The sequence below is a fragment of the Pseudomonas acericola (SeqCode) genome, from assembly GCF_053456465.1.
In genome coordinates this window covers 201735-227583 of the sequence record NZ_JBRFJB010000005.1, presented here as the reverse complement: position 1 = coordinate 227583, position 25849 = coordinate 201735, and the positions used below count along the sequence as shown (strand labels likewise).

Here is a 25849-nt window from a genome sequence, read left to right as displayed (position 1 = left end):
CCCATGTCAGTTGCAAGAAACCTTTTATGGAGCGTCGGCCTGCTGCTCAGCGGCTGCTCGATGGTGCCCGATTACCAAACACCGGCATTGCCCCTGGCCGCCCAGTGGGACGCGGGCCAGCCCACCGCAGCAGCGGCGGGAGGCAACTGGTGGCGCGAGTTCCACAGCGCCGAACTCGACCAGTTGATCGCCCGTGGCCTGACCGCCAACTACACGCTCAAGGCCGCCGTCAGCCGCATCGACCAGGCCCTCGCCTCGGCCCAGGTGACGGGCGCCGCGCAGTACCCGGCGCTCAACCTCGGCGGCAACTTCCAGCGCCAGAACAACTACGGCACCACGGCCAAACGCAGCGTGTTCGCCGAAGCCACGTACGAAGTGGATTTCTGGGGCAAGCAGCGCGCCGCGGCGGATTCGGCCGACGCCCTGGCCAACGCCACGGTCTTCGATGCCGCCACCTTGCGCATGACCCTCAGCGCAAGCATCGCCGACAGTTACTTCCAGGTGCTCTCCCTGCAAGAGCGCCTGCGCCTGGCCCAAGCCATCGCCGACGACGCCCGCCAAGTCCTCGACCTGGTGGAAGTGCAAGCCAGCCAGGGCGCCGTGTCCGACCTGGAAGTGGCCCAGCAGCGCAACGCGTTGCAGACCTTCGAAGCCGCCATGCCGCCGCTGCGCCAGCAACACGACCAGGCGCTGTACCAACTGGCGGTGCTGGTGGGCGCGCCCGCCGAAGGTTTCCACCTGCAAGGCGAAGGGCTTAAGGATGTACAAGTGCCGCAACCGGCCAGCGGCCTGCCCATCGGCCTGTTGCGCCAGCGCCCGGATATCCAGGCCGCCGAAGCCCGGCTGGTGTCGGCCAACTTCGACGTGGGCGTGGCCCGTGCGGCGTTCCTGCCCAACCTGTCGCTGGACCTGCTGGGCGGCATCGATACCCTCGCCGGCGGGCAGATCTGGAGCGCCATCGGCACCCTCAGCCAGCCGTTGTTCCACGGTGGCCAGCTCAAGGGCCAGTTGCACTTCGACCAGGCCCACGTGCAGGAACTGACCGCCAGTTACCGCGAGTCGATCATCGAGGCGCTGCAAGACGTCGAGACCCAACTCAGCGCTGCCCGCGAACTGGACAAGAGCTACACGCTCAACCGCGCCGCCGTGGATTCCGCCCGCGAGGCCGCACGCCTGGCGCAAGTGCGCTATCGCTTGGGCGCCACCGATTTCCAGACGCTGTTGATCGTCGAGCGCACCCAATACCAGGCCGAAGACAGCCTGCTCCAGGTGCGCCTGCAACACGTGCAGGCCGCCGTTGGTGTGTTTCGCGCGTTGGGCGGGGATTTTTCCGCCGCCCGCCCAGCTTCCCAATCTCCCGTACAGGTGGCTCAGCCATGAGTGTGTTGAATTCCCGTCGTCGCCTGGTCCTGGGCGCCATGATTATCGCGGCGCTGGCCGCCGTCGCCGGTGGCGTGCAAATGATTCGTCGCACCGAGGCGGCCCCCGTGAATGCCGACGCCGGTGCCGTGCCGGTGCATCTCTCAGCGGTCAGCCGCGAGGACGTGCCGATCTGGCTCAGCGCCATCGGCAACGTGCAGGCGCTCAACAGCGTCAACGTGCGGGTGCGGGTCGATGGCGAGCTGCAAAAGATCCTGTTCAATGAAGGCCAGATGGTCAGCGCGGGCAGCTTGCTGGCGGTGATCGACCCACGGGTGTACCAGGCGCAAGTGGCGCAGGCCCAGGCGCTGGTGGCCAAGGACCAGGCGCAACTGGCCAACCTGCGGGTCAGCCTGGACCGCGCGAGCAAACTGGCCGCCGCCAAGGCCGGCCCGACCCAGGACGTGGACACCTTCCGCGCCCAACTGGCGGCCCAGGTGGCCACGGTGCAGGCCGACCAGGCGGCGCTGGACAGTGCGCGCCTGCAACTGGAGTTCACCCAGGTCAAGGCGCCGTTGACCGGGCGCACCGGCCAGCGCTTGCTGGATGTCGGTGCCATCGCCCACGGCGCCGAAGCCACGGGGCTGGTGACCATTACCCAGATGAACCCGATCCAGGTGGCGTTTGCCGTGTCCCAGGACGACCTGCCGCAAATCCTTGCCGAAAACGCCAAGGGCGCCTTGCAGGTCACGGCGATGACCCGCGATGGTCGCCAAGCGATTGCCACGGGCCACTTGAGTTTTATCGACAGCCAGGTCGCCGCAGCCAGCGGGCAGATCCAGCTCAAGGCGCAGTTCGACAACGCCAACAGCCAACTCTGGCCGGGTGAACTGGTCAGCGCGCGTCTGCTGGTGCAAACCCACCAAGCGGTGACCGTGGTGCCTGCCGAGGCGGTGCAGTTCGGGCGCCAGGGCAACTTTGTGTATGTGGTGGGGGAGGATCAGCGCGTACAGCCACGCCTGGTCGATGCCGGCACCGTGGTCGATGGCAAACAGTGGATTCGCCAAGGCTTGAACGCTGGTGAAACCGTGGTGGTGCAGGGCCAGTCCCGTGTCGCGCCCGGGGTCAAGGTGATGGCGGCCACTGCCGCCGTGGCGCAGGTGCAACCATGAAGGGGCTTGCCGGTTTGATCCAACGCCGCGTCGGCCTCAGCCTGTTGGCCGTGGGCGTGATGCTGCTGGGCGCGTTTGCCTACTTCCAACTGCCGGTGGCGCCGTTGCCGACGGTGGATTTCCCCACGATCCAGGTCACCGCCAAACTCTCCGGCGCTAGCGCCGAAACCATGGCGTCTTCGGTCGCCACGCCGTTGGAACGGGCGTTCGCCGCCGTGCCGCAAGTCACCTCGATGACCTCATCCAGCGCTGCCGGCAAGACCCAGATCGTCTTGCAGTTCGACCTCAACCGCGACATCGACGGCGCCGCCCAGGACGTGCAAACCGCGATCAACACGGCCACGCCGAACCTGCCGAAAACCATGTCCAGCGCGCCAACCTTCAACAAGGTCAACCCGGCCGAAGGCACCGTGCTGTCGCTGGCAGTGACGTCGCCCATTCGCACCTTGCCGGAGCTGGACCGCTACGCCGACAACTACATTGCCCAGCGCCTGTCGCAAATGCCCGGCGTGGGCCTGGTGGATTTCCACGGCGAGCAGAAGCCCGCCGTGCGTGTGCAGATCGACCCGGATGCACTCGCCGCCCGTGGCCTGACCCTGGAAGACGTGCGCAGTGTGATCGGCGTCAGCACCCTCGACCAACCCAAGGGCAGCCTTGACGGCCCGAGCCGCTCCATCACCCTCGGCGCGACGGACCAGTTGCTCGATCCTCAGCACTACCGCGACCAGGTCATCGCCTATAAAAACGGCATGCCGATCAAGCTCGGCGACCTTGGCCGGGTGATTGCCGGGGCCGAAGACACGCAGCAAGCCGCGCAACTGGGCAGCGAGCCGACGGTGATCGTCGACATCCATAAACAACCTGGTTTCAACCTGCTCTCGACCATCGCCACCCTCAAGGCCAAGCTGCCGGAACTCACCGCCTCTCTGCCGCGCGACGTGCAGGTGCAAGTGGTCGGCGACCGCACGCAGACCATCGAGGCGTCGGTCAACGACATGCAATTCACCTTGCTGTTGTCCATCGCCCTGGTGATCGTGGTGATCTTTGTGTTCCTGCGTAAGGCCACGGCCACGCTGATTCCCAGCCTGACCATCCCGCTGTCGCTGGTGGCGACTTTTGGCGTGATGTACCTGCTGGGCTACAGTCTCGACAACCTGTCGATCATGGGCCTGGCGATTGCCGTCGGGTTTGTGGTGGACGACGCCATCGTGGTCATGGAAAACATCGTGCGCCACCTGGAGATGGGCAAGTCGCGCTTGCAGTCGGCGGTGGATGGCTTGCGCGAAGTGGCGTTCACCATTGTCTCGATGACCGTGTCGTTGATTGCGGTATTCCTGCCGATCCTGCTGATGTCGGGGATCGTCGGGCGCTTGATGCGCGAGTTTGCGGTGACCGTCAGCGTGGCGATCATCATGTCGTGCATTGTCTCGCTGACGATCACGCCGATGCTCTGCGCGTGGCTGCTCAAGCCCCATGCCGAGCACGAAGAGGGGCGTTTTGCCCAGGCTTGCGAGCGGGCGTTCACACGTTTGCACAACGGCTACCGCCGCAGCCTGGATTGGGTGCTCGATCATCAGCGCATCACCCTGGCGGTGGCGGTCGCGACGTTGGCCGCCACGGCGATGCTGTATGTGGCGATTCCCAAAGGTTTCTTCCCGCAGCAGGACAACGGCCTGATCCAGGGCGTGGCGGAAGCGGCGCCGGATATCTCGCCGCTGGCCATGCGCGCCCAGGTCAATCGTGCCGCCGAAGTGATCGGCCAGGACCCGGCGGTGGCGCGCGTGTATTTCTGGATCGGCCCCAACCCGACGGTCAGCCAGGGCAAGGTGATGATCAACCTCAAGCCCTTCGGCGAGCGCACGGCCAGTGCGGCTGAAGTCATCCGCCGCTTGCAGCCGGCGCTGGATCGCCTGGACGGGATCAAGCTGTTCATGCAGGCCAACCAGGACATCCAGATCGGCAGCCGCGCGAGCAAGACCCAGTACCAGTACACCCTGCAAGACCCGGACAGCGCCGAGCTGGATCACTGGAGCGGCGTACTGCTGGCCAAGCTCAAGACCTTGCCGCAACTGCAACACGTGACCTCCGACCAGCAGCAGGCCATCGCCCAATCGACCCTGGTGATCGACCGACCGACCGCCGCACGCCTGGGCGTCACGGTGCAGGCGATTGACGACGTGTTGTATGACGCCTTCGGCCAGCGCCAGGTCGCGACGATGTTCACCCAACTGGACCAGAACCACGTCATCCTCGAACTCGACCCGAGCTGGCAGACCTCCACCGCCACCCTGGAACACCTGTTTGTGCGCGCCAGCAGCGGCGCGCTGGTGCCGCTGAACCTGCTGGCGAGGGTGCAGACCGAGCAAGTGCCGATCATCATCAACCACCAAGGCGTGTTCCCGGCGATCACCTTGTCGTTCGACCTGGCCCCCGGCCAAGCCCTCAGCGCGGCGGTGGATGCGATCAACCAGGCCGCCCTGGCCGTGGCGTTGCCGGACACGGTCACCGGCAGCTTCCAGGGCACCGCCCAGGCGTTCCAGGATTCGCTGAAGTCGCAGCCGTGGCTGATTCTGGCGGCGATCCTCACCGTGTACATCGTGCTCGGCGTGCTCTACGAAAATGCGATCCACCCGCTGACAATCATCTCGACCTTGCCGTCCGCCGGTTTCGGCGCGCTGCTGGCGCTGATGCTGTGCGGCCAGGACCTGTCGGTGCTGGGCATGATCGGCATCATCTTGCTGATTGGTATCGTCAAGAAAAACGCGATCATGATCGTCGACTTCACCTTGCAGGCCCAAGCGCAAGGCCTGTCGCCCCGTGACGCGGTGCGCGAAGGCTGTTTGCTGCGCTTGCGGCCGATTCTCATGACTTCACTGGCGGCGCTGCTGGGCGCGGTGCCCCTGGCGTTCGGGCATGGCGCCGGGTCGGAATTGCGCCAACCGCTGGGGATTGCGATTGTGGGCGGGCTGGCGGTGTCGCAGATACTGACGCTGTACACCACGCCCGTGGTCTATCTTTGGTTTGAACGTCGGCGGCGCAAGGCGCTAGTCGACACTCCCGGTGTTGCCGTTTGAACGCGGCTGTGGAACCTCGCATGAACGTGGATTTTCGGCAGAGCCTGACCAAGCGGATCGTGATTGTCTTTGCGCTGATGAGTGCCTTTGTTGCCGGGGTGTTCGCGGCGGGGATTGTCGCGACGGTGCATGTGGTGGAGTACAAACTCACCAGCGCCGACCTGGGCGGCGGCTTGAACCGCCTGTTGCGCCAGGACGACGCGGGGGCCTGGAGCCATCGTCCGGAGAAAGTTGTGGAGTGAGTGCTCTTTTTAGCGCCTGTCAGCCAGGGGAACGGTTGCCCAGCACGCGATTCAGTTCGCCTGCAACGGCAATCAGTTGCTGCTCCAGCGCTTCGACTTCCGAGGGGCTGATGCCGCTGTTGATCACCTGCAGGGTTTTCGCGCGTTTCTTTGGGGCAGGCGCCAGCTCATGCGCGTCCTCGGACAGCAGCGCCTGACGCAGCAGGTTATTGATCACGGTTTGATACCCCGTGCCCGCTCGCTCCGCGCGCTCACGGGCGGCTTTGATGACCGCATCGTCCAGCATGATGGTGATACGGGTCTTGCCCTTGTTGCTGGCAATAGCGCCACGCTTGGCGTTGCTGAAGTCGTATTCGTCTTTCATGGTTCAAGTTTCCAGGTACTGGCGTCGTTCATTTTTAGAGGCGAGTCGAGCACTGATAATGCGTACGAAATTGGGGTCGCGGTAGGTGTAGGCCACCACCAATATGCGTCCCTTGGCGTCCGTGCCCATGGTCACCCAGCGTTCTTCGTTGTGGTCATGGTCCTGCAGCGTCAGGGCTGCTTCATCGTTAAACACCGGTTCTGCGTCAGCCAGACTTATGCCCTTGTGCTTTTGCTGATTGGCGATGTTTTTTGCCGCATCGAATTGAATTCTGAATCTCGTCATTATGCATATTTTGTATGTATAAAAAAGCGGTTGGAGGGACCGTCAGTCAGGGAGTTGGTTGGCTTTGATTGGTCAATGCCGTATCCCGTCGATCAGTGGGGGCTCAATTCTGCTGAGGGCCACCAGGCACTTCCGTCCGCAACGGCCAGTTCATTGCGTAGTGAGATTCTGTTTTGATTGTCAGATAAGCCAAATCGGGCTGTCTTCCAGACGCAGCCGGTCCCCTGTGGGAGCTGTCGAGCTTTAGCGAGGCTGCGAAGGCGGCGGCATTGCTGGCTGAGGTGTTGCCTGACCCACCGCTTTCGCAGGCAAGCCAGCTCCCACATTTGAGCTGTGTCGATAGGACTGGCAGTGTTCGGGCGTAGATCTCACAGATGCAGCCAATCGATCGTTCCCACGCAGAGCGTGGGAACGATCAGGCCCGACCTCAGCGCATATGCAAAATGATCGGGCTGCTACTCGCCGGATCGGTATGCCCACGCAACTTGCCCACCGCTTGGGCATCCACTGCGCCGCCGTGGTTGCCCCAGGTGCTGCGCATATAGCTGAGGACGTCGGCAATTTCCTGGTCCGTCAGTTGCTCCCGAAACGCCGGCATGCGATAGGCGTCCGGCACACCCGCCGCCACTACCCGTTGCGAGCCGTTGAGGGTGATGTTGATCGCCGAGGCGCTTTCCTTGGCGAGGGCCGAGGTGGCGCCGGCTAGCGGTGGCATCCATTCGGGTTGGCCCTTGCCGTCCAGGCCATGGCAAGAGGCGCAGCGGGTGGCGTAGGTGTGGGCGCCCGGGCCGGTGTTGGCGGCGGCCGTCTGGTATTGCCACGGCGTGCCGTCACGCTGTGGGTCGCCGGGCAGGGACTTGAGGTAGCGGGCGATGGCGCCCAGGTCGTCGTCCTGCATGAACTGGGTGGAGTTGTTGAACGCTTCGGTCATCGAGCCGTAGACCACCGCGTGGGCGTTGCGTCCGGTCTTGAGGAACTGCACGATCTGCGGCTCGCTCCAGCGCCCCAACCCGGTGTTGGGGTCTTGGCGCAGGCTCGGTGCGTACCAGCCGTCGAGGAGGGCGCCGGCGAGGAAAGGCGCGCCGGACTCGTCCAGCGCCTTCTCGTTGAACGCCAGCCCGCGCGGGGTGTGGCAACTGCCGCAGTGGCCGGGGCCTTGCACGATGTAGGCGCCACGGTTCCACAGCGCATCCTGCGCGGGGTTGGCCGCGTAGGGCGCGCTCGGGGCAAACACGCCGTTCCACAGCGCGATGGGCCAGCGCAGGTTGAGCGGCCAGGGGATGTCGCTGGGGATGTTCGGCTCGCTGGCCGGTTGCACGCCTTTCATGAAAAACGCATACAGCGCACGAATGTCATCGTCGCTGAGCTTCACGTACGACGGATAGGGCATCGCCGGATACAGCCGGCGCCCGTCCGGTGTCACGCCATGGCGCACCGCGCGGTCGAAATCGGCCAGGGTATAGGCACCGATGCCATGCTCCCGGTCCGGGGTGATATTGGTGGCGTGGATCGCCCCCAGCGGCGTGGCCATCTCCAGGCCGCCGGCGAACGGCGTCTTGCCCGGCAGGCTGTGGCAGGCCACGCAGTCACTGAGCCGGGCGACGTACTCGCCGCGACTGACCAGTGCGGCCTCTACACTTTGTGTTTGTTCAAAAGGCGAAGCGGGCTGGCGGGTGACATACCAGGCCAGCACGCCTGCGGCGACCAGGCAGGGCAGCACCAGCCAGCCTGCGGTTCTTGCGAATCGACGGTTGTTCATCGGCATTTCCTGGCGGTTAGCTGAAGGTGTGACGGCTCATGGGCAGGCTGCGGATGCGCTGGCCGGTCAACTGCGCCACCGCATTGGCCACGGCCGGCGCGACGGCGGGCAGCGGCGGTTCGCCGATGCCGCCCATCTTTTCGCCACTCTCGACAATCCGCACATGCACCCGCGCCATCCGCGACGGCGGCAGGATCGGGTACAGGTCGTAGTTGCGCGCCCGTGGCTTGCCGTCGATAAACACCGCTTCCTCCAGCAACGTCTGGGACAAGCCCAGTGCCACCGCGCCATTCACCTGGGCTTCGACAATCGCCGGGTTGACGATGCTGCCCGGGTCAATCGCTTCCCAGATGTCATGCACCTTGACCTGGCCGTGTTCAATCGACACTTCGGCGATCACCGCAGCGTGGGAGCCGAACGGCGAAGCCATGGCCACGCCGCGCGCACGGCGGCTGCCGTCTGCGGCGGTGAACGGCCCGCGTTTCCAACCGCCGGACAACTCGCCCACCGCTTGCAGCAGGGTGGTCAAGCGTGGGTTGTCGCGCAGCAGGTGCAGGCGCAGTTCATACGGGTCGTGGCCGCCTTTGTCGGCCAGCTCATCGAGAAACGCTTCGTAGAAGAAGTCATTCAGCGAATTGCCCACCGAACGCCAGTAACCGAGCATCGCCGGGCCTTTGACGTAGATCTGCGCGATGCGTTTGTTGGGGATCGCATACGACTTGCCCGACAACCCCTCCAACGCCGTGGGGTCGAGTTTGTCGCCCTGTTTGCCGGCGATCGCTTCGGTGGGACCTTCGGTGGCGCTCACCGCCTCGATGGCTACGGGAAAGCCTTTGTCATCCAGCGCGGCGCGGAACTTGACCACCGCCACCGGGCGCAGCACATCCCGCAGGAATTCTTCTTCGCGGCTCCAGATCAGCTTGATCGGGCGGCCGACGGTTTTGGCCAGCGCAATGGCTTGGGGATACGGACTGGCCGAGTCATACAGGAAATGCCGGCCAAAAAAGCCGCCGAGCAAAGGCGAGTGCAAGTTGACCTGTGCCGGGTCGAGGCCGGCGCGCTTGGCGATGTCGGCGCGGAACATATCCGGCGCCTGGTTGGGCAGCCAGATGTCCAGCGTACCGTCGGGATTGAAGCGGGCGAGGGCGGACGGCGGTTCCAACTGGGCGTGGTTGACGTACTGGTTGTGGTAGGTGGCCTCGACGCTGGTCTTGGCGCCCTTTAGCGCGGCGGCGACATCCCCTTCGTTTTCGTCGTCACGGGCCGGGCCTTGCTGGGCCGCGAGCACGTCGCGCCAGCCATCGCTGGAAAAGTCAGCGGGCATCACCCGCACTTTGGCGTCGGCACCGGCTTCCTGCCAATCGACCTGGATCGCCTCCACCGCGCGCTTGGCGTGCCACCAACGCTCGGCCACCACCGCCACGGCGCCGGGCAGTTGGTGCACCGAATGCACGCCTTTCATGCCTTCGACCTGCGCCTGGTTGCGCAGGCTGCCCACGGTCATGCCCAGGCGCGGCGCGTGTTGCACGGCGGCGTGGAGCATGCCGTCGACCTTCAAGTCGATGCTGTACTGCGCCTTGCCGGTGGATTTGTCATAGGCATCCACGCGGCGCACGGGCTTGCCTATCCAGCGGAACTGGCTCGGGTCGCGCAGGGTGATGGTGGCCGGGTCCGGCACCGGCATGTCCAGGGCGCGCCCGGCCAATTCGCCGTAGCCCAGGGAACGCCCGGACGCGGCGTGTACCACGCGACCGGGTTGGGTGCTCAGTTCGGCCAGCGGCACGTTCAATTGCTCGGCGCCGGCTTGCAACAACATGGCCCGCGCCAATGCACCGAGGCGGCGCATGGTTGGGTAGCTCATACGCACCGACATGCTGCCGCCGGTGATGCGCATGCCGTTTTCCATCACCACATAAGCTTCGCCAGGCGGCGCGGCTTCGACAATGAAGGTGGCGGGGTCGGCGTCCAGTTCTTCGCCGACAATCTGCGCCATCGCCGTGTGCGTGCCTTGCCCACCTTCCATAAAGGGGCTGAGCAGCCGCACGCTACCGTCCGGGCGAATCTCCAGGAACGCCGGCACCTGGGTACCGCGCTCAGCGGTGGCAGCCTGCACCCTGGGCGAGCCCAGTGGCAAACCGAAGCCGATCACCAGCGCACCCACCGCCGTACTCGCCAGAAAGTGCCGGCGTGACAGGTTCACCGGGCCGTCGAATAAGTCATCGCGCGTCTTCATCAGGCGTTCTCCTGCTTGGCCAGGTCGTTGACCGCCGCATGAATCGCGTTGTACGTGCCGCAACGGCACAGGTTGACCATCGCCGCGTCGATCTGCTCGGTGCTGGGCTTGGGGGTGTGCTTGAGCAGCGCCGTGGCCGCCATCACTTGCCCGGACTGGCAATACCCGCATTGCGCCACCTGATGTTCGACCCAGGCCGCCACCACGTGCTTGCCCACCTCATCGGCTTCAATCGCCTCGATGGTGGTGATTTCACGCCCGACCACGCCGGCCACCGGGGTCACGCAGCTGCGTACCACGTTGCCGTCCACCAGCACCGAACAGGCGCCGCACTGGGCCAGGCCGCAGCCGTACTTGGTGCCGGTCAGGCCGAGGTCATCGCGGATCACCCACAGCAACGGGGTATCGGCATCAGCATCGACCTGATAGGTCGTCTGGTTGATTCGTAATTCCATGGCTCACCTGCTGATCGACGGTAGGTGCGGCCTTTATTTAATAGGAAATGCGTTGGCCGCTTAGTGTCGAACTCTAGACCACCGCGCAAGGGCCATGTGCCCGGTCGTCGTCAAGTCCGCAGGATCAGGCAAGGATTCGCGAGGAATGGGTCAGTCAGACAATGTCGTCGATGAGGATATGGTGCTGGCCCCGGCTGCACCGTTCGATGCGCGCCTCGACCTTGTACACCGCGCGCAACATCGCCTCGTTGATCACCTCATGGCTCGGCCCGCTGCCCTTGGCCGTGCCGTCGGCAATCACCAGCACCTGGTCGGCAAAGCGCAGCGCCTGGTTGAGGTCGTGCAGGGCGATAAACACGATGACCTGGCGCTGGCGGGCGAGGGCGCGCATAAAGTTCAGCACCTGGACCTGGCGGTGCATGTCGAGGGCGCTGGTGGGTTCGTCCATCAGCAGCACCTCGGGCTCGCGCACCAGGGTCTGGGCGATGGACACCAATTGTTGCTGGCCGCCGCTGAGTTCGCCGAGGTTGCGAAAGGCCAAGTCGCGGATGCCGAGGGCGTCGAGCATCTCATCCACCAACTTTAGTTCGTCATCGTGCACCGTCCAACCCGGTGCGAGCTGCTTGCGCGCCAGCAGCACCGATTCGTACACCGTCAGCCGGGCGCTGGCGTTGAGGCCCTGGGGCATGTAGCTGATGCCTTGCACACCCTTTGCCGAGCCTTGCAGGCTCACCTCACCGGGCCCATCGATCAGCCCGGCGATGCGCTTGAACAGGGTGGATTTGCCCGCCGCATTGGGGCCGACCACGGCGACCACCTGGCCGCCGACAAACCGCGCGGTGCTGACGCCACTGATGATAGTGCGCGGCCCGTAGCAGGCGCCCAGGTCGTGCAGCTGGATACTTACCATGAGTTTTTCTTCCCGCTGAGGATCAGGGAGATAAAGAACGGCACGCCGATCAGCGAGGTGACCACGCCAATCGGGAAGATCGCGCCGGGGATCAGGGTTTTGCTCACCACCGAACTGGCCGACAGGATCAGCGCGCCGGTCAGCAGCGAGGCGGGCAGGAAGAAGCGTTGGTCTTCGCCGATCAGCATGCGCGCGATGTGCGGGCCCACCAGGCCGATAAAGCCGATGGTGCCGACAAACGCCACCGGGAACGAGGCGAGCAGGCTGACCATGATCAGCGTCTGGAAGCGCAGGCTGCGCACATTGATACCGAAGCTGGCGGCCTTGTCATCGCCCAATCGCAGCGCAGTCAGGGCCCAGGCGCGTTTGGCGAAGATCGGCAGGGTGATCAGGATGACCAGGCAGATCACTCCGAGTTTGGGCCAGGTGGCTTTGGTCAGGCTGCCCATGGTCCAGAACACCACGGCGGCCACGGCTTGCTCGGTGGCAAAAAACTGCACCAGCGCCAGCAGCGCGTTAAAGGTGAACACCAGGGCGATGCCTAGCAGCACGATGGTTTCCGCAGTCACGCCACGGCGCAGGCTGAGGAAGTGGATCAGCAGCGCGCAGAGCATGGCCATGATGAACGCGTTGAGCGGCACCATGTACTGCGCCGCTAGTGGAAACAGCGCCACGCCAAATGCCAGGCCCATGGCTGCGCCGAAGCTGGCGGCGGCGGACAGGCCCAAGGTGAACGGGCTGGCCAGCGGGTTATTGAGGATGGTCTGCATCTGCGCCCCGGCCAGCGACAGCGCGGCGCCCACCGCTACGGCCATCAAGGCCACGGGCAGGCGGATATCCCACATCACCACGCGCACTTGTGGCGTGGCCGTCTCGGGCGAGAGCAGGGCGCCTAGGACTTCGCTGAGGCTGTAGCGCGCCGGGCCCAGGGCCAGGTCGAGCAGCACGCTGCCCAGCAACAGCGCGGCCAGGGCGCAGAGGATCAGGCGTTTGCGCAGTACCAGGCGGCGGTAGGTGACGGTCATGGCTTGAGGCTCACAAAGTAGCCCGGCTCATACGGCACCGGCAGGAAGCGCTCGTGCAGTTCGTGAAAGGACGCCTCGGGGTCGAGGTCGGCAAACAGCGTCGGGTGAAACCACTTGGCCAATTGCTGGATCGCCACGAACTGGTACGGGCTGTTGTAGAACTGGTGCCAGATGGCGTGGAAGGCCTGGTTTTGCTGGGCCTGGATTCCGGCATAGGCCGGGCGTTGGGTGTACCACGCCAGTTTGCGCCGTGCTTCGTTCATGTCCGCACCGGGGCCGACACCCACCCAATGCCCACCCGGCGCGAACGCCTCCCAGTTGGCGCTGGTGACCACTACATGCGCCGGGTTAGCGACGATCACTTGCTCGGGGTTCAACTGGCCGAACGTAGTGGGGATGATGCCTTTGGCGATGTTGTTGCCACCGGCCAGCTCGACGAACAGGCCGAAGTTTTCATTGCCGAAACTCAGGCAGCAATCGTCGGTGTAGCCACCGATGCGCTCGATAAACACCGCCGGGCGCGCGGGCTGTTGCGCGGCGATCACGTCGGTGACGCGGAGGATCTGCCGGTTGCGAAACGCGATAAACGCTTCGGCTTGCTGCTCCTTGCCGAACAGTTGGCCGAACAGGCGCATGGTTGGCTCGGTGTTGGTCATGGGCTGGTTGCGAAAGTCCACGTACACCACCGGGATACCCAGGGCGTCGAGTTTCTCGATATAGCGCGCATCTTCGGTGGCGTGCTGCGCCTCGATATTCAGGATGATCACGTCGGGGCGCTGGGAGATGGCTTGTTCGATGTCGAAGGTGCCGTCTTCAAAGCCGCCGAAGGTGGGGATCTTGGCAATGGCGGGAAATTTACGCAGGTAGGCGTTGTAGGTGTCGGGGTCGGACTGGATCAGGTCCTTGCGCCAGCCGACGATGCGTTCGATGGGGTTTTGTGTGTCCAGCGCGGCCACCAGGTACAGCTGGCGGCCCTCGCCGAGAATCACCCGTTGCACCGGCAGGTTGACCTTGACCTGGCGTCCGAGCAGGTCGGTGACCGTGGTGGGTGCAGCAACCGCCGGCAGTGCCAGCCACCCGGTGAACAACAGCGCCGCCAGGACGTGGCCGCGTCGAATAATCGAAAGCATCATGGGAGCCCTTGCAGGTATCAGAAATCGACCGTGGCCGAGAGGAGGAGGGTGCGTGGCGACGCCTGGGAGAACGCGCCGTAGGAGGCCACGCCGGACCAGTATTGGCGGTCGAACAGGTTCTGCACCGTGGCGCGGAACGTGGTCGGCCGCTCGGCGATGCGCGTGCTGTAGCGCGCGCCGACATCGATGCGGGTCCAGGGATCGAGCCGTTGGGTGTTGGCCTGGTCGACGTACTGGCTGCCGGTGTAGATCGCGCCGCTGGTCAACGTCAGGCCTTCGACCCACGGCGTGTCCCATTCGCCCCACAGGTTGGCTTGCACCTCGGGTACGCCCACCGGTCTATTGCCGCGATTGGCGGCAATGCCGGTCTGGGTCAGTTGCGCATCCAGCAGGGTCACGCCCGCGAGCAGGCGCGTGCCTTGGGCGACTTCGCCAAACAGGTTCAATTCCAGGCCACGGTTGCGCTGTTCGCCTTGCACCGAGAAGCGCCCAGCGGCCAGTTCACCGCTGGGCTTTTCGATCTGGAACAGGGCCAGTGTCGACATGAAGGTGCCGTAGTCGAGCTTGACCCCCACTTCATGCTGTTTGGACACGTACGGCGCAAAGATCTCCCCGGCATTCGCCGCGTTGGACGGCGCTACGTCGCCCTTGCTCAGGCCTTCGAGGTAGTTGTAGTAGAACGCCACGTGCTGCCACGGCTTGAGCACCACGCCGAACAGCGGCGTGGTCTTGCCGTCGTCGTAGGCCGTGGTCACCGCGCCGGCGCTGTTGTAGTTGTTGGACTGGATGCGCTGTTGACGCAGGCCGACGGTGACCTGCACGCGCTGGTCGAGCACGGACAGGGTGTCGGCGATGGCCACGCCGGACAGCTCGGTGGCGGAGACTTTCGGCGCATTCGGCTTGGCAATCGACGGTTTGGGGCGGTCGATGGGGTGGTAGATATTCGACAATACCGAGGCGCCGGAAATAATCCCCCGCGACAGCTCATCGCGATAGCGGCTGGCTTGCACCACAGTGCTGTGGCTGACCGGCCCGGTGTCGAAACGCACACGAGCGCCGGCGTCGACGGTGTAGCGCTGCACTTCGAAGCGGTAATAGCCCGGCGTCGAATCGGTGTCGCCGGCGGCGTTGATAATCTTCGGCGTCTGGTCGGACATACGCGCCACCGCCGATTTGCCGCCGCCGGCGTGGGCGAACAGGGTCAGGCTGTCGTTGAGGTCATATTCGCCGCTGAGCAACGCGGATTTGTCGCGGGTGCGCGACCAGCCCCAGTCCTGGCTGACGTTGGTGCGGCCGTTCGCGGCGTCGGGAATGCTGACGCCGGGGGCGATCAGGAATGGGCGGGATGCGGCGTCGAATTCCTCTTCCTGGGAGATCAGGTCCAGGCTGCTGCGCAGGTGTTCGCCCTGATAATCCAGGGACAGCGCGCCAATCCCGACTTCGCGGGATTGGTCGTCGATCACCGTGTTGCCCTGCTGCACGCCACCATTGAGGCGCAGGCCGAAACGGCGCTCGTCGCCAAAGCGGCGGCTGATGTCGATGCGGTTGCCGAGGTGCGAATCCTGGGCATAACTGGCGGTGTAGCGGGTGAGGTCTTCGTCGAGGGAGCGCTTGGGCACCACGTTGATCACGCCGCCCACGGCGCTGTTGGGCGACATGCCGTAGAGCAGCGCGCCCGGGCCCTTGACCACTTCGATGCGCTCGGCGTACTCGGTGAACACACGGTAGTTGGACGCCACGCCGTACACGCCATCGAAGGCCAACTCGCCGAGGTTGCCTTCACCGACCGGGAAGCCACGAATGAAAAACGAATCGACAATGCCGCCGGTCTGCCCGGTGGAGCGCACTGAGGAATCACGCTCCAGCAAGTCGCCGACGGTGGTTGCCTGTTGGTCCTTGATCAACGCGGCGGTGTAGGTGCTGACGCTGAACGGGGCGTCCATCAGGTCGCTGTTGCCGAGCATGCCCAGGCGCCCGCCGACCGCGACCTGGCCACCTGAATAGGCGGGTGGCAGGCTGTCGGCGCGCTGCTCGGTGGCGCTGACGGTGGTTTGTGACAGGGTGACGCGGCGTTGTATCAGGGTGTAGCTGCCGTCTTCGCGCAAGACCATTTCCAGGCCGCTGCCGGCGAGCAGGCGGGTGACGGCTTCTTCGGTCGAGTAGGTGCCGGACAGGCCGGGGCTGGTGAGGCCTTCGGTGAGGGCGGGGAGGAACGACAGGGCGATGCCGGCGTCCACGGCGAAGCTCGACAGTGTGGCGCCCAGGGGGCCGGGGGTGATGTGGTAGGCGTGCAGGGTGACAGCGTCCAACTGCGCGGCCATGGCGGCGCTGGTGAGGGCCAGGCTGAGCAGTGCGCTGCGGATCACTAGCATGGATGGGGGCCTGTGGAGGGGGGTTGATGTGTTTGCCAGTTGAGATTGGGAAAAGTATCAGCTGGGGGGTGGTTTTTTTTGGGGTGGGGTACATATCCGTTGCTGCGATAACGGCGGCTTATGGTTCCGCTCTTACAGCGGGTCACTTTTGGAGGGACCCAAAAGTAACCAAAAGGTCCTCGCCCCAACACTCGGCACCTCGCCTAGGCTCGGTGTGCCCGAACGCAGGCTTGAATCCGTGGGCCGCCGCAATGGGCCATCCATGGCCCAGTGCGGCTAACCCGGCGTCCTGCCGGGTTGCCCACGGATTCAAGCCTGCGTTCGGCCAGCGTGTTTGACGGGGCGACCCCAGATCAAAAGCCAGAGCGCGGCGGCCTTAGAGCCGACCGGTATTTCTCATGGTGTTCACTCTTCAACTGTGGGAACCGGCACCTGTGGGAGCTGGCTTGCCTGCGATGCAGACAACTCGGTAAATCAGGCACACCCAGTTGATGCCATCGCAGGCAAGCCAGCTCCCACAGGGGAATGCGTACGCTTCATTGATCAGGCCGGCTGTCAGGCCGCCTCGCTTTGTTTTTGATTTTGATCTTAGGCGGCCCCCCAAATCCATGTCGGATTACGGGCATGCCGAGCCTAGGCGAGGCACCGAGTGTTGGGGCAAGAGCCCTTTGGTTACTTTGGGGCTTTTCCAAAGTGACCCGCCGTAAGGGCGGAACCATAGGTGGCCGTTACCTAAATAACGGATATGTACTCACTCCAAAAAAACCAAGCTCAAGCCGCCGAAAGCGTCACCCAATACCCACTCAAATGCCCCCTAACAACCACCGGATAAGTCCCCACCAACATATTCAACGCACGCTGCGTATCACCCACCGGAAACGCCCCGGAAATAAGCAAACCCGCAATCGCCGGATCACACCGCACAACGCCGCGCCGATACCGCGCCAACTCCTCAACAAAATCCGCGAGGCGCATCTTGTCCGCCATCAACATCCCCTGAGCCCATGCCCCAACGTTCCGATCAGCAGCCACCACCCCACCAAACGTCTGCGCCGAAAAATCCGTACGCTGCCCCGCATTAACCACCAACGGCGCACCCTGCCGATTCTCAGCCAACACCACTTTCACCGCCCCCTCAAGCACCGCCAGATAAGTCCGCGAACCCAGTTCGCGCACGGTAAAGCGCGTCCCCAACGCCTGCATATGCCCCTGCCGCGTACTCACCAAAAACGGCCGCGCAGCATCCGCCGCCGTCTGCACCAGGATCTCCCCCTCACGCAGGTGCACCAGACGCTGCTGGCTATCAAAACGCACATCGATCGCCGTGTCAGTGTTAAGCGTGATACGCGAACCATCGGCCAGCACCAGCTCACGGCGCTCGCCGACCTGGGTGCGGAAATCCGCCGTCCACTGCTGCGACTGCGCCAGCTTCCAACCGCCCCAACCAACCGGCATCACCGCCAGCAACAACGCCAGCTTGCCCAGCGCCGCGCGGCGTTCAGGATGACTTGGCCGATCCAGCGCCGACATCGCCAGCGCCGGCGGCAAACCGCCGAGCTTGCTTTGCAGCAACTGCGCCCGGGCCCAGGCGCGGTCACGCTCGGGGCTGCTGACCTTCCAGCGCTCCCATTCGGCGCGTTCGTTGGCGCTCAGGTCGCTTTCGCTCAGGCGCATCAACCATTCGGCGGCTTCTTCGAGGACGTCAGCGGGCAGCGGCGGTTCTTTGCGCAGGCTGAGCATTCATTCCACCAGCATCAGGCACTGCACAAACGCCTGTTTCATGTAGCGTTTGACGGTGATCAACGACACGCCCAGTTGCGTGGCGATGTCGTCGTATTTGAGGCCGTTGAGCTGCGACAGCAGGAACGCACGTTTGACCAGCGGCGGCAGCGCGTCGAGCATCGCGTCGATTTCGTGCAGGGTCTCCAGCACCATGAAGTGGGTTTCGGCCGACGGCGCCTCTTGCAGCGGCGCGCTGGCCAGGGCTTCCAGGTAGGCGCGTTCCAGCGCCTTGCGCTGGTACCAATTGACCAGGATGCCCTTGGCCACGCAGGTCAGGTAGGCCCGTGGCTGGTCGATCACCGTGACCTGGGAGGCGAGGATGCGGGTGAAGGTGTCCTGGGCCAGGTCCGCCGCATCCATGGCATTGCCGAGTTTGCGTTTGAGCGTGGCGTACAGCCAGCCGTGATGGCCGCTGTACAGCGCCGCGATTGCGCGCAGGTGCTGGGTGTTATCGGCTTCGAGGATTTCGCTCATGACGCGCAACCGTGCAATTGAGAAGTATTCCCAATGCTAAGGGACAACCCGGCGTGAGCGCAACGCGAGAATCGCAAGCAGCGCCAGTACGTAGGCCACGCAGACGAACAGGTAGGTGTACGCCAGCCCATACACCTGGCTGAGCAACCCGCCGAGCGAGATGCCGGCAATCGAGGCGAATTGCGCCGTGCCCTGGGCGATCCCCAGCACGTGGCCCTGGCTGGCGCTGTCGGCGGTCTTGGAAATCAGCGCCATCAGCACCGGTGTCGTGGCGCCGAGCAACACGCCCCACACCAGGTAGCCAAGGGCAAATACCAGCGGGTTGCGGGTGATGCCGGCCAGGGCGGTGAGGGCGATGCACCCGAGCACTACCCAGGCGATGCGTTGCAGCGAGTCGGCTTGGGTGCGGCCTTCGAAGTGCCGCGCCCAGGTGGTCGCGGACAGGATGAAACCCAGCGCGAGCAAGCCGTAGCACAGGCCGACCCAGGCGTTGCTGACGTTGAACGTGCTGCTCACATACAGCGCGAATGAGGTCTGCGGCAGCAGCCGCGCCAGCAATAGAATGCCCATCACCACCAACAGCGGCAGCAGCGCCGAACCGCGCCACACCACGGCGCCGGAGGCGGTCACGGTTCTCTTCTGCGGCGGCACATCGGGCAAGGTCAGCGCGGCGATCAGCGTGCACACCGCGCAGAGTGCGGCAGCGCTGAGGTTGATCCAGAAGAACGTCGCATGGTCGAGGATCAAGCCGCCGAGCACCGCGCCCAGCAGCGAGCCGACGTTGGTGGAAATCTGCAACAGCGCAAACAGGCGTGCGCGCCGCGCCGGCACTTCGATGCTCACCCCATACGCCTGGGCCGGGGCGATATAGCCGGCGCACGCGCCCTGCAAAAAACGCAGCAGCAGGATCGCCCAGATATCCGTGACCAACGCCAGCGCCAACTGAGTCAGGGTCAGACCGACCAGGGCGCGGATCATCATCAGCTTGTGCCCATGACGATCACCGATGCGCCCCCAGAACGCGCTGGTCAGCAGGATGCCGAGCATCGGCCCGACGTACACGGCAATGCTCGCTACGCTGAACAGTGCATCGGAGTCGGTCAGCCCACGTAGGTGCACCGGCCAGAACGGCCCGCTCATTTCCATCGCGCCCATCGACACGAGCTGGATCGCGAACAGCAGGGAAATCAGGACGCGGGTCGGTGGCATGGCTCAGTCTCGGTTTTCAAAAAAATCTACGGGGGGCTGATACTTTTTCGCCGGTCGGCTGGCATCAGGAGTAATTCTCATCTGATGCAAGGACCCCGACGTCATGCCCGTTGCCAGCCGGTTAACATTTGCCATCCGTACTGCCCTGTTGTTGGCCGCCGCCAGCGGCAACGCCTGGGCCGCCACCGCCGAGTCGCACGACGACAGCGCGCAGAGCCTGACCCTTGACGCGACGAACGTCAACGCTGTCTACAGCGGCCCCACGACCTTGCCCGAGGTGTTCGCCGGTGGCCAGGTCGCCCGTGGCGCGCGCCTGGGCATGCTGGGCAACAAGGACGTGATGGACACCCCGTTCAGTGTCACCAGCTACACCGCCAAGACCCTCGCCGACCTGCAAACCGTGACCGTCGCCGATGCGTTGGAGCGCGACCCTTCGGTGCGTTCCACCGGGCAGTCGGGCGGTATTGTCGACTCGTTTTTCGTGCGCGGTTTTGCGATTGGCGAGGGCAACCTCGGTGAGTTGGCGTTCGACGGCGTTTACGGCGTGGCGCCCAACTACCGCGCGTTCACCGAGTACGCCGAGCGCATCGAAGTGCTCAAGGGCCCGGGTGCGCTGGTGTACGGCATCTCGCCCAACAGCGGCGTGGGCGGGGTCATCAATATCGTGCCAAAGCGCCCGCTGGATGAGGATTTGACGCGCTTTACCGGCAGCTATGCGTCCGACAGCCAGGTCGGCGGCCACCTCGATATCAGCCGTCGTTTCGGTGATGAAAACCAGTTTGGCGTGCGCTTCAACGGCAGCCTGCAGGGCGGCGACACGGCCGTGGACAACCAGAGCCGCGACGTCGGCATCGGCGCCATCGCCCTGGATTATCGCGGCGAGCGCCTGCGCCTGAACCTCGATTACATCAGCCAGAAGGAAAGCTGGGAGGGCGCCTCGCGGCCCTTCACCATCCAACCGGGCGTGCAGGTACCGTCGGCGCCGAATGGCCGCACCAGCCTGCCGCAGCAGTGGGGCTGGTCGGACACCAAGGAACAGTCGCTGCTGCTCGGCGGCGAATATGACCTGAACGACAACCTCACGGTGTTCGCCCATGCCGGTGGCGGGCGTTCGGATGTGAAGCGTATGTCCGACCAGGTGCCGCGCATTCTCAATGACGCGGGAGACACCAGCAACACACCGGGCTACTACAAATTCAACGTCGACCGCTCCACCGCCGACGTGGGCGCTCGCGGACTGTTTGCTACTGGCCCGGTGACGCACACCACCACGCTGATGGCGACCCGTTACACAGATGAATTGTCGCGGGGCATCAACAACGGCACGCTGATCCGTTCCAACATCTACCACCCGGTGGACACGCCCAAGCAATACATCAACACGCCGAAGGTGCTGCGCATTTCCGAGACGGAACTGTCCGGCATTGCGTTGACCGACACCCTGGGCATGCTCGACGACCGTATCCAACTGACCCTCGGCATGCGCCACCAAGCGATTGAGTCGCGCAACTACAACGCCACCGGCGGCGTCAGCGCGCGGTATGACGCCAGCGCCAACACGCCGTTGCTCGGTGTGGTGGTCAAGCCGTGGGAGGACGTGTCGCTGTACTACAACTATGTCGAGGGCTTGAGCAAAGGCGACGCGGCACCGGGCACGGCGAGCAATGCCGGGGAGACCTTCGCGCCCTATGAGTCCAAGCAACACGAACTCGGCGTGAAGTACGAACACGGCACCTTCATGACCACGGTGGCGTTGTTCCAGATCGAAAAACCCAGCGGCGAAACCGGTGCCAACGGCGTGTATTCGGTACAGGCCGAACAGCGCAACCGTGGCCTGGAGCTGAGTATGTTTGGCGAAGTGGCCCCCGGCACCCGCTTGATGGGCGGCGTGACCTTCCTCGATGGCGAGCTGACTAAATCCGCCACCGCCGCCAACCGTGGCAACAAACCGGTGGGCGTGCCGGATATCCAGGCCAACCTCTGGGCCGAGTGGGACACCCCGGGGCTGGAAGGTTTTACCCTCACGGGCGGCGCGATCTACACCGACCGCCAATATGTCGACCAGGCCAACACCCAGCAGTTGAATTCGTGGACGCGCATCGATGCCGGTGCGCGTTATGCGACGAAGATCGACGGGCGACCCACCACCTTCCGTGCCACGGTGCAGAACGTGTTTGATCGCGAATACTGGTCGGGCGTGGCCTCGTACGGCGCGTTTTCGCCGGGCTATCCGCGCACGTTGCAGTTGTCGGCGAGCGTGGATTTCTAGGGCAAGGATGTCGATATCAGACGCATTCATGCCGCACCCAGGCTATTTTCGGTCCAGCCGGCCCGCGTAAGGTGACTCATCATTAAGAAATGATGATCGCCTGACTCTTCAGTCAGTACGCCTTACGTCGATCACCGAGAATAAAAACAACGATGAATAGCCTGAACACCAAGGATTCCAACGGCCAGTTGGCGCAGGGCTTCAAGCCGCGCCACGTCACCATGCTCTCCATCGCCGGGATTATCGGCGCGGGGTTGTTTGTCGGTTCCGGGCACGCGATTGCGGCGGCGGGGCCGGCGGTGATGCTGGCTTATCTGTTTTCCGGGCTGCTGGTGGTGCTGGTCATGCGCATGCTTGGTGAGATGGCGGTGGCCAACCCGGACACCGGCTCGTTCTCGACCTATGCCGACCAGGCCATCGGCCGTTGGGCCGGCTTTACCATCGGCTGGTTGTACTGGTGGTTCTGGGTGTTGGTGATCCCCATCGAAGCCCTGGCCGCCGGGCATATCCTCAACCAGTGGTTCCCACAGATCGACGCTTGGCTCTTTGCCTTGTTGTCGATCTTTTTGTTGGTGGTGACCAATCTGTTCAGCGTGTCCAAATACGGCGAATTCGAGTTCTGGTTCGCCATGGCCAAGGTGGTGGCGATCATCGGGTTCATTGGCTTGGGCTTTGCCGTGTTGATGGGCTGGATTCCCGAGCGCGAGGCCAGCGGGCTCAGCACCTTGATGGCGGAACACGGCGGTTTTGCGCCGAATGGGCTGTCGGCGGTGGTTGGCGCGTTCATTACCATCATGTTCAGTTTTATCGGCACCGAAGCCGTCACCATCGCCGCCGCCGAGTCGAGCAACCCGGCGCAAAATATCGCGCGGGCGACCCGTTCGGTGATGTGGCGCATCGGCGTGTTCTACGTGTTGTCGATCTTCGTGGTGATCTCCGTGGTGCCCTGGGACGACCCGTTGCTGGCCTCGGTGGGCTCTTATCAGCGCGCCCTGGAACTGATGAATATTCCCCATGCCAAGCTGCTGGTGGATATCGTGGTGTTGATCGCCGTGGCCAGTTGCATGAACTCCTCGATCTACATCGCCTCGCGCATGCTGTTTTCCCTGGGCAAGCGCGGTGATGCGCCCGCCCTGATGAAAAAGACCTCGGCCGCCAGCGTGCCACGGGGCGCGGTGATCGCCAGTACGGTGCTGGGGGCGGGCGTGACCTTGCTCAGCTACTTTATGCCGGCCGGGCTGTTCCAGTTTTTGCTCGCCAGTTCCGGCGCGATTGCCTTGCTGGTGTACCTGGTGATTGCCGTGTCGCAACTGCGCATGCGCAAGGTGCTGCTGCGCCGCAATGTCACGCTGACGTTCAAGATGTGGCTGTTTCCCTGGCTGACCTGGCTGGTCATCGCGTTCATCTGTAGCGCGTTGACGGTGATGCTGGTCACGCCTGCACACCGCTTTGAAGTGTCATCCACCCTCGTGCTGGCCTTGCTGATTGCCCTGGTCGGCTTGATCACCGCGCGACATCCCGAACCCCAACCACAGGCCGTGTCCGCAGCCACCCAGCCATGAGCGCGCGGCCGATCAACAGCCTGGTGTTCCTGCTGTTGGACCAGTTCACGCTGATCTCCTTGGCGTCCGCCCTGGAGCCGCTGCGCATGGCCAACCAGCTGGCCGGCCAGGAGCTGTACCGCTGGCACACGGCAAGCCTGGATGGCAACCCGGTGTGGGCCAGCGACGGCGTGCCCATCACCCCGGACGGTTCGATCAGTAGCGTGCCGGTGGCCGACAGCGTGATCGTGTGCGGCGGTATCGGTATCCAAGGCACCGTGACCGGCGAACTGGTCAAGTGGCTGCGCAGCCAGGCGCGTTATTCGAAACGCCTCGGCGGTATCTGTACCGGCAGTTGGGTGTTGGCGCGGGCCGGCTTGCTCGATGGTTATGAATGCAGCGTGCATTGGGAATGGCTGGCCGCCATGCAGGAAGCATTTCCACGGGTGACACTCAGCACCAGCCTGTTCACCCTCGACCGCGACCGCCTCACCAGCTCCGGCGGCACCGCGCCGCTGGACATGATGTTGCACCTGATCGGCCGTGATCACGGGCATGAACTGTCTGCCGCGATCTCGGACATGTTTGTCTACGAGCGCATCCGCAACGAGCAGGATCACCAGCGCGAGCCTCTCAAGCATATGTTGGGAACGCAGCAACCCAAGCTACAGGACATCGTCGCGTTGATGGAGGCCAACCTGGAAGAGCCGATCAACCTCGATGAACTGGCCGCTTACGTGGCGTTGTCACGGCGCCAGCTGGAGCGCATGTTCCAGAAGTACCTGCACTGTTCGCCCTCGCGCTACTACCTCAGGCTCAGGCTGATTCGTGCGCGGCAGTTGCTCAAACAGACGCCGATTTCCATCGTCGAACTGGCCGTGCTCTGTGGGTTTGTGTCCACGCCGCACTTCTCCAAATGCTACCGCGAGTACTTCGGCGTGCCGCCCAGCGACGAGCGCTCGGCCACCGACAGTGAGCGCTCCATCGTGGTCAAGCCGATCCTTCACACCGCGCCTGCGCCCATGCCGATCAACGTGCTGGAGCAGGCGCGGGGCGAGTCGACGTTTGCCAGTATCAAGAACCTGAAGCCCTGACTTCAGATCGCTTGCGGTTTGAAGTCGCTGGTGGCGACCGGCATCACGCCTTGCATCAGCGCGACGGATTTTTCCAGGCCTTCCAGGCTATTGAGCAGCACATCTTCGTGTTCGATGGATAACCAGCCGTCGTAGCCGGCCATTTTCAGGCGGTAGCAGAACTGGCGCCACCACTGTTCGCCATGGCCGAAACCCAGGGTGATATAGGACCAACTGCGCGCCGACACGTCCATCAGCGAGCCGTTTTCCAGCAGTGAATCCACCGCCTGTACGGGTGCGTTGAGCAGCGTGTCCTTGGCGTGCACGTGGTACAGCGCATCGCCCAAGGCGTCGGCGGCGGCCAGTGGATCGGCGCCCATCCAGAACAGGTGCGACGGGTCGAGGTTGGCGCCGATCACCGGGCCGATGGCGTCACGCAGCTTGAGCAGCGAACGCACGTTGTACACGCACTGGTTACCGTGCAATTCGAGGGCGATGCGCTCCACGCCATGGGCCTTGGCTAGGCCTGCGATCTCGCTCCAGAACGGCAGCAGGCGTTCTTCCCATTGGTAGCGCAGCATGGTTTGCGTCTCTGGCGGCCACGAGGCGACGACCCAGTTGGGCATGCGGTCGCCGGCCTGGCCTTCGGGCAGTCCGGACATGGTGCACACGGTCTTGATCCCCAGTTCACCGGCCAGGCGGATCGTGTCCTTGAGGCACTGGGCCTGTTCCGGCTGGGTCGGGTGCAGCGGGTTGCCGTTGGCGTTGAGGGCGATGATTTCCAGGTTGTGCTGCTCGAAACTGCGGGTGAAATCGCGGCGTGCGGCGTTGCTTTCCAACATCTGCTTGAGGTTGAAATGCGGTGCGGTGGACCAACCCCCGGTGTTCACTTCCAGGCCCGACAGGCCCATGCGTTCAGCGTGCTTGAGCACATCGCCCAACGGCAGGTTGCCGAGGGTATCGGTGACAAATCCCAGTTTCATCGCGAAGCTCCTGACAGGTGTTGTGGTTGTTATGGAGCGATTATTCGCAGCGGTTCGCCTGCGTTCAAGCGCGAGCAAGGGCTAAAACTGATGGGAACTCCATCAAGTGGAGCCGCACAAAAAATTCTTCATATA

At 64.0% G+C, this 25849-nt stretch carries 19 protein-coding genes and 1 pseudogene; 7 read left to right on the top strand and 13 right to left on the bottom strand.

Features of this window, described 5'->3' with window-relative positions; all coding sequences use genetic code 11:
* The first annotated feature begins 3 nt into the window (after positions 1-3).
* From ACU688_RS20530 to ACU688_RS20515, 4 genes and pseudogenes are all read left to right on the top strand, one after another.
* Positions 4-1380: an efflux transporter outer membrane subunit gene (locus tag ACU688_RS20530; protein ID WP_448186173.1), complete on the top strand. Its 1377-nt coding sequence runs from the start codon at positions 4-6 to the stop codon at positions 1378-1380.
* Positions 1377-2531, top strand: coding sequence for an efflux RND transporter periplasmic adaptor subunit (locus tag ACU688_RS20525; protein ID WP_448186172.1), 1155 nt, complete (start codon positions 1377-1379; stop codon positions 2529-2531). The genes ACU688_RS20530 and ACU688_RS20525 overlap by 4 nt, the downstream gene beginning before the upstream one ends.
* The gene (locus ACU688_RS20520) at positions 2528-5605 is read left to right on the top strand and encodes an efflux RND transporter permease subunit (RefSeq protein ID WP_448186171.1); all 3078 of its coding nucleotides are present in this window, start codon (positions 2528-2530) and stop codon (positions 5603-5605) included. The genes ACU688_RS20525 and ACU688_RS20520 overlap by 4 nt, the downstream gene beginning before the upstream one ends.
* A gap of 26 nt (positions 5606-5631) precedes the next feature.
* Positions 5632-5835 (top strand): annotated as a pseudogene (locus tag ACU688_RS20515) (two-component sensor histidine kinase); the annotation flags it as partial.
* Between the two features lie 31 nt (positions 5836-5866).
* Here the strand turns inward: ACU688_RS20515 and ACU688_RS20510 are convergent.
* From ACU688_RS20510 to ACU688_RS20455, 12 genes are all read right to left on the bottom strand, one after another.
* A complete protein-coding gene (locus tag ACU688_RS20510; protein WP_448186170.1) occupies positions 5867-6211 on the bottom strand; it encodes a BrnA antitoxin family protein in 345 nt (114 codons plus the stop codon).
* A gap of 3 nt (positions 6212-6214) precedes the next feature.
* Positions 6215-6496 (bottom strand): BrnT family toxin, encoded by a 282-nt coding sequence (locus ACU688_RS20505; protein ID WP_448186169.1) that lies wholly within the window; start codon positions 6494-6496, stop codon positions 6215-6217.
* A gap of 427 nt (positions 6497-6923) precedes the next feature.
* Entirely contained in the window at positions 6924-8255 is a 1332-nt protein-coding gene (locus ACU688_RS20500; RefSeq protein WP_448186168.1) for a c-type cytochrome, read from the bottom strand.
* 16 nt (positions 8256-8271) lie between these two features.
* On the bottom strand, positions 8272-10488 hold the full coding sequence (locus ACU688_RS20495; protein WP_448186167.1) for a xanthine dehydrogenase family protein molybdopterin-binding subunit: 2217 nt from the start codon (positions 10486-10488) through the stop codon (positions 8272-8274).
* Positions 10488-10943, bottom strand: a complete 456-nt coding sequence (locus ACU688_RS20490; protein WP_448186166.1) for a (2Fe-2S)-binding protein — start codon at positions 10941-10943, stop codon at positions 10488-10490. Before ACU688_RS20490 ends, ACU688_RS20495 begins: the two co-directional genes overlap by 1 nt.
* Positions 10944-11097: 154 nt before the next feature.
* Positions 11098-11853 carry an ABC transporter ATP-binding protein gene (locus ACU688_RS20485; protein WP_448186165.1) on the bottom strand — a complete coding sequence of 252 codons (756 nt, stop codon included), beginning with the start codon at positions 11851-11853 and terminating at the stop codon, positions 11098-11100.
* Entirely contained in the window at positions 11847-12878 is a 1032-nt protein-coding gene (locus tag ACU688_RS20480; protein ID WP_448186164.1) for a FecCD family ABC transporter permease, read from the bottom strand. The genes ACU688_RS20485 and ACU688_RS20480 overlap by 7 nt, the downstream gene beginning before the upstream one ends.
* The gene (locus ACU688_RS20475) at positions 12875-14008 is read right to left on the bottom strand and encodes an ABC transporter substrate-binding protein (protein ID WP_448186297.1); all 1134 of its coding nucleotides are present in this window, start codon (positions 14006-14008) and stop codon (positions 12875-12877) included. The genes ACU688_RS20480 and ACU688_RS20475 overlap by 4 nt, the downstream gene beginning before the upstream one ends.
* Positions 14009-14028: 20 nt before the next feature.
* Positions 14029-16383, bottom strand: a complete 2355-nt coding sequence (locus tag ACU688_RS20470) for a TonB-dependent siderophore receptor (protein ID WP_448186163.1) — start codon at positions 16381-16383, stop codon at positions 14029-14031.
* A 771-nt stretch (positions 16384-17154) separates the two neighbouring features.
* Complete coding sequence (locus ACU688_RS20465) at positions 17155-18123, bottom strand: FecR domain-containing protein (protein WP_448186162.1); 969 nt, start codon at positions 18121-18123, stop codon at positions 17155-17157.
* Complete coding sequence (locus ACU688_RS20460) at positions 18124-18639, bottom strand: sigma-70 family RNA polymerase sigma factor (RefSeq protein ID WP_448186161.1); 516 nt, start codon at positions 18637-18639, stop codon at positions 18124-18126.
* A gap of 36 nt (positions 18640-18675) precedes the next feature.
* Positions 18676-19848 carry an MFS transporter gene (locus ACU688_RS20455; protein WP_448186160.1) on the bottom strand — a complete coding sequence of 391 codons (1173 nt, stop codon included), beginning with the start codon at positions 19846-19848 and terminating at the stop codon, positions 18676-18678.
* Between the two features lie 103 nt (positions 19849-19951).
* Between ACU688_RS20455 and ACU688_RS20450 the strand changes: the two genes are divergently transcribed.
* From ACU688_RS20450 to gbdR, 3 genes are all read left to right on the top strand, one after another.
* Positions 19952-22117 carry a TonB-dependent receptor gene (locus ACU688_RS20450; protein WP_448186159.1) on the top strand — a complete coding sequence of 722 codons (2166 nt, stop codon included), beginning with the start codon at positions 19952-19954 and terminating at the stop codon, positions 22115-22117.
* Positions 22118-22269: 152 nt separating this feature from the next.
* On the top strand, positions 22270-23679 hold the full coding sequence (gene gabP / locus ACU688_RS20445) for a GABA permease (protein ID WP_448186158.1): 1410 nt from the start codon (positions 22270-22272) through the stop codon (positions 23677-23679).
* On the top strand, positions 23676-24752 hold the full coding sequence (gene gbdR, locus ACU688_RS20440; protein ID WP_448186157.1) for a choline metabolism transcriptional regulator GbdR: 1077 nt from the start codon (positions 23676-23678) through the stop codon (positions 24750-24752). The genes gabP and gbdR overlap by 4 nt, the downstream gene beginning before the upstream one ends.
* A gap of 2 nt (positions 24753-24754) precedes the next feature.
* Here the strand turns inward: gbdR and ACU688_RS20435 are convergent, their stop codons facing one another.
* A complete protein-coding gene (locus ACU688_RS20435) occupies positions 24755-25714 on the bottom strand; it encodes a sugar phosphate isomerase/epimerase family protein (RefSeq protein WP_448186156.1) in 960 nt (319 codons plus the stop codon).
* Positions 25715-25849: the final 135 nt, after the last annotated feature.

Excerpts from the sequence above, each read along its gene's own strand:
- ACU688_RS20450 (WP_448186159.1), top strand. The coding sequence starts at position 19,952 with ATGCCCGTTGCCAGCCGGTTAACATTTGCCATCCGTACTGCCCTGTTG.
- gbdR (WP_448186157.1), top strand. The coding sequence starts at position 23,676 with ATGAGCGCGCGGCCGATCAACAGCCTGGTGTTCCTGCTGTTGGACCAG.
- ACU688_RS20455 (WP_448186160.1), bottom strand. The coding sequence starts at position 19,848 with ATGCCACCGACCCGCGTCCTGATTTCCCTGCTGTTCGCGATCCAGCTC.
- ACU688_RS20525 (WP_448186172.1), top strand. The coding sequence starts at position 1,377 with ATGAGTGTGTTGAATTCCCGTCGTCGCCTGGTCCTGGGCGCCATGATT.
- ACU688_RS20480 (WP_448186164.1), bottom strand. The coding sequence starts at position 12,878 with ATGACCGTCACCTACCGCCGCCTGGTACTGCGCAAACGCCTGATCCTC.
- gabP (WP_448186158.1), top strand. The coding sequence starts at position 22,270 with ATGAATAGCCTGAACACCAAGGATTCCAACGGCCAGTTGGCGCAGGGC.
- ACU688_RS20495 (WP_448186167.1), bottom strand. The coding sequence starts at position 10,488 with ATGAAGACGCGCGATGACTTATTCGACGGCCCGGTGAACCTGTCACGC.
- ACU688_RS20510 (WP_448186170.1), bottom strand. The coding sequence starts at position 6,211 with ATGAAAGACGAATACGACTTCAGCAACGCCAAGCGTGGCGCTATTGCC.
- ACU688_RS20465 (WP_448186162.1), bottom strand. The coding sequence starts at position 18,123 with ATGCTCAGCCTGCGCAAAGAACCGCCGCTGCCCGCTGACGTCCTCGAA.
- ACU688_RS20505 (WP_448186169.1), bottom strand. The coding sequence starts at position 6,496 with ATGACGAGATTCAGAATTCAATTCGATGCGGCAAAAAACATCGCCAAT.
- ACU688_RS20435 (WP_448186156.1), bottom strand. The coding sequence starts at position 25,714 with ATGAAACTGGGATTTGTCACCGATACCCTCGGCAACCTGCCGTTGGGC.
- ACU688_RS20475 (WP_448186297.1), bottom strand. The coding sequence starts at position 14,008 with ATGCTTTCGATTATTCGACGCGGCCACGTCCTGGCGGCGCTGTTGTTC.
- ACU688_RS20530 (WP_448186173.1), top strand. The coding sequence starts at position 4 with ATGTCAGTTGCAAGAAACCTTTTATGGAGCGTCGGCCTGCTGCTCAGC.
- ACU688_RS20485 (WP_448186165.1), bottom strand. The coding sequence starts at position 11,853 with ATGGTAAGTATCCAGCTGCACGACCTGGGCGCCTGCTACGGGCCGCGC.
- ACU688_RS20460 (WP_448186161.1), bottom strand. The coding sequence starts at position 18,639 with ATGAGCGAAATCCTCGAAGCCGATAACACCCAGCACCTGCGCGCAATC.
- ACU688_RS20490 (WP_448186166.1), bottom strand. The coding sequence starts at position 10,943 with ATGGAATTACGAATCAACCAGACGACCTATCAGGTCGATGCTGATGCC.
- ACU688_RS20520 (WP_448186171.1), top strand. The coding sequence starts at position 2,528 with ATGAAGGGGCTTGCCGGTTTGATCCAACGCCGCGTCGGCCTCAGCCTG.
- ACU688_RS20500 (WP_448186168.1), bottom strand. The coding sequence starts at position 8,255 with ATGAACAACCGTCGATTCGCAAGAACCGCAGGCTGGCTGGTGCTGCCC.
- ACU688_RS20470 (WP_448186163.1), bottom strand. The coding sequence starts at position 16,383 with ATGCTAGTGATCCGCAGCGCACTGCTCAGCCTGGCCCTCACCAGCGCC.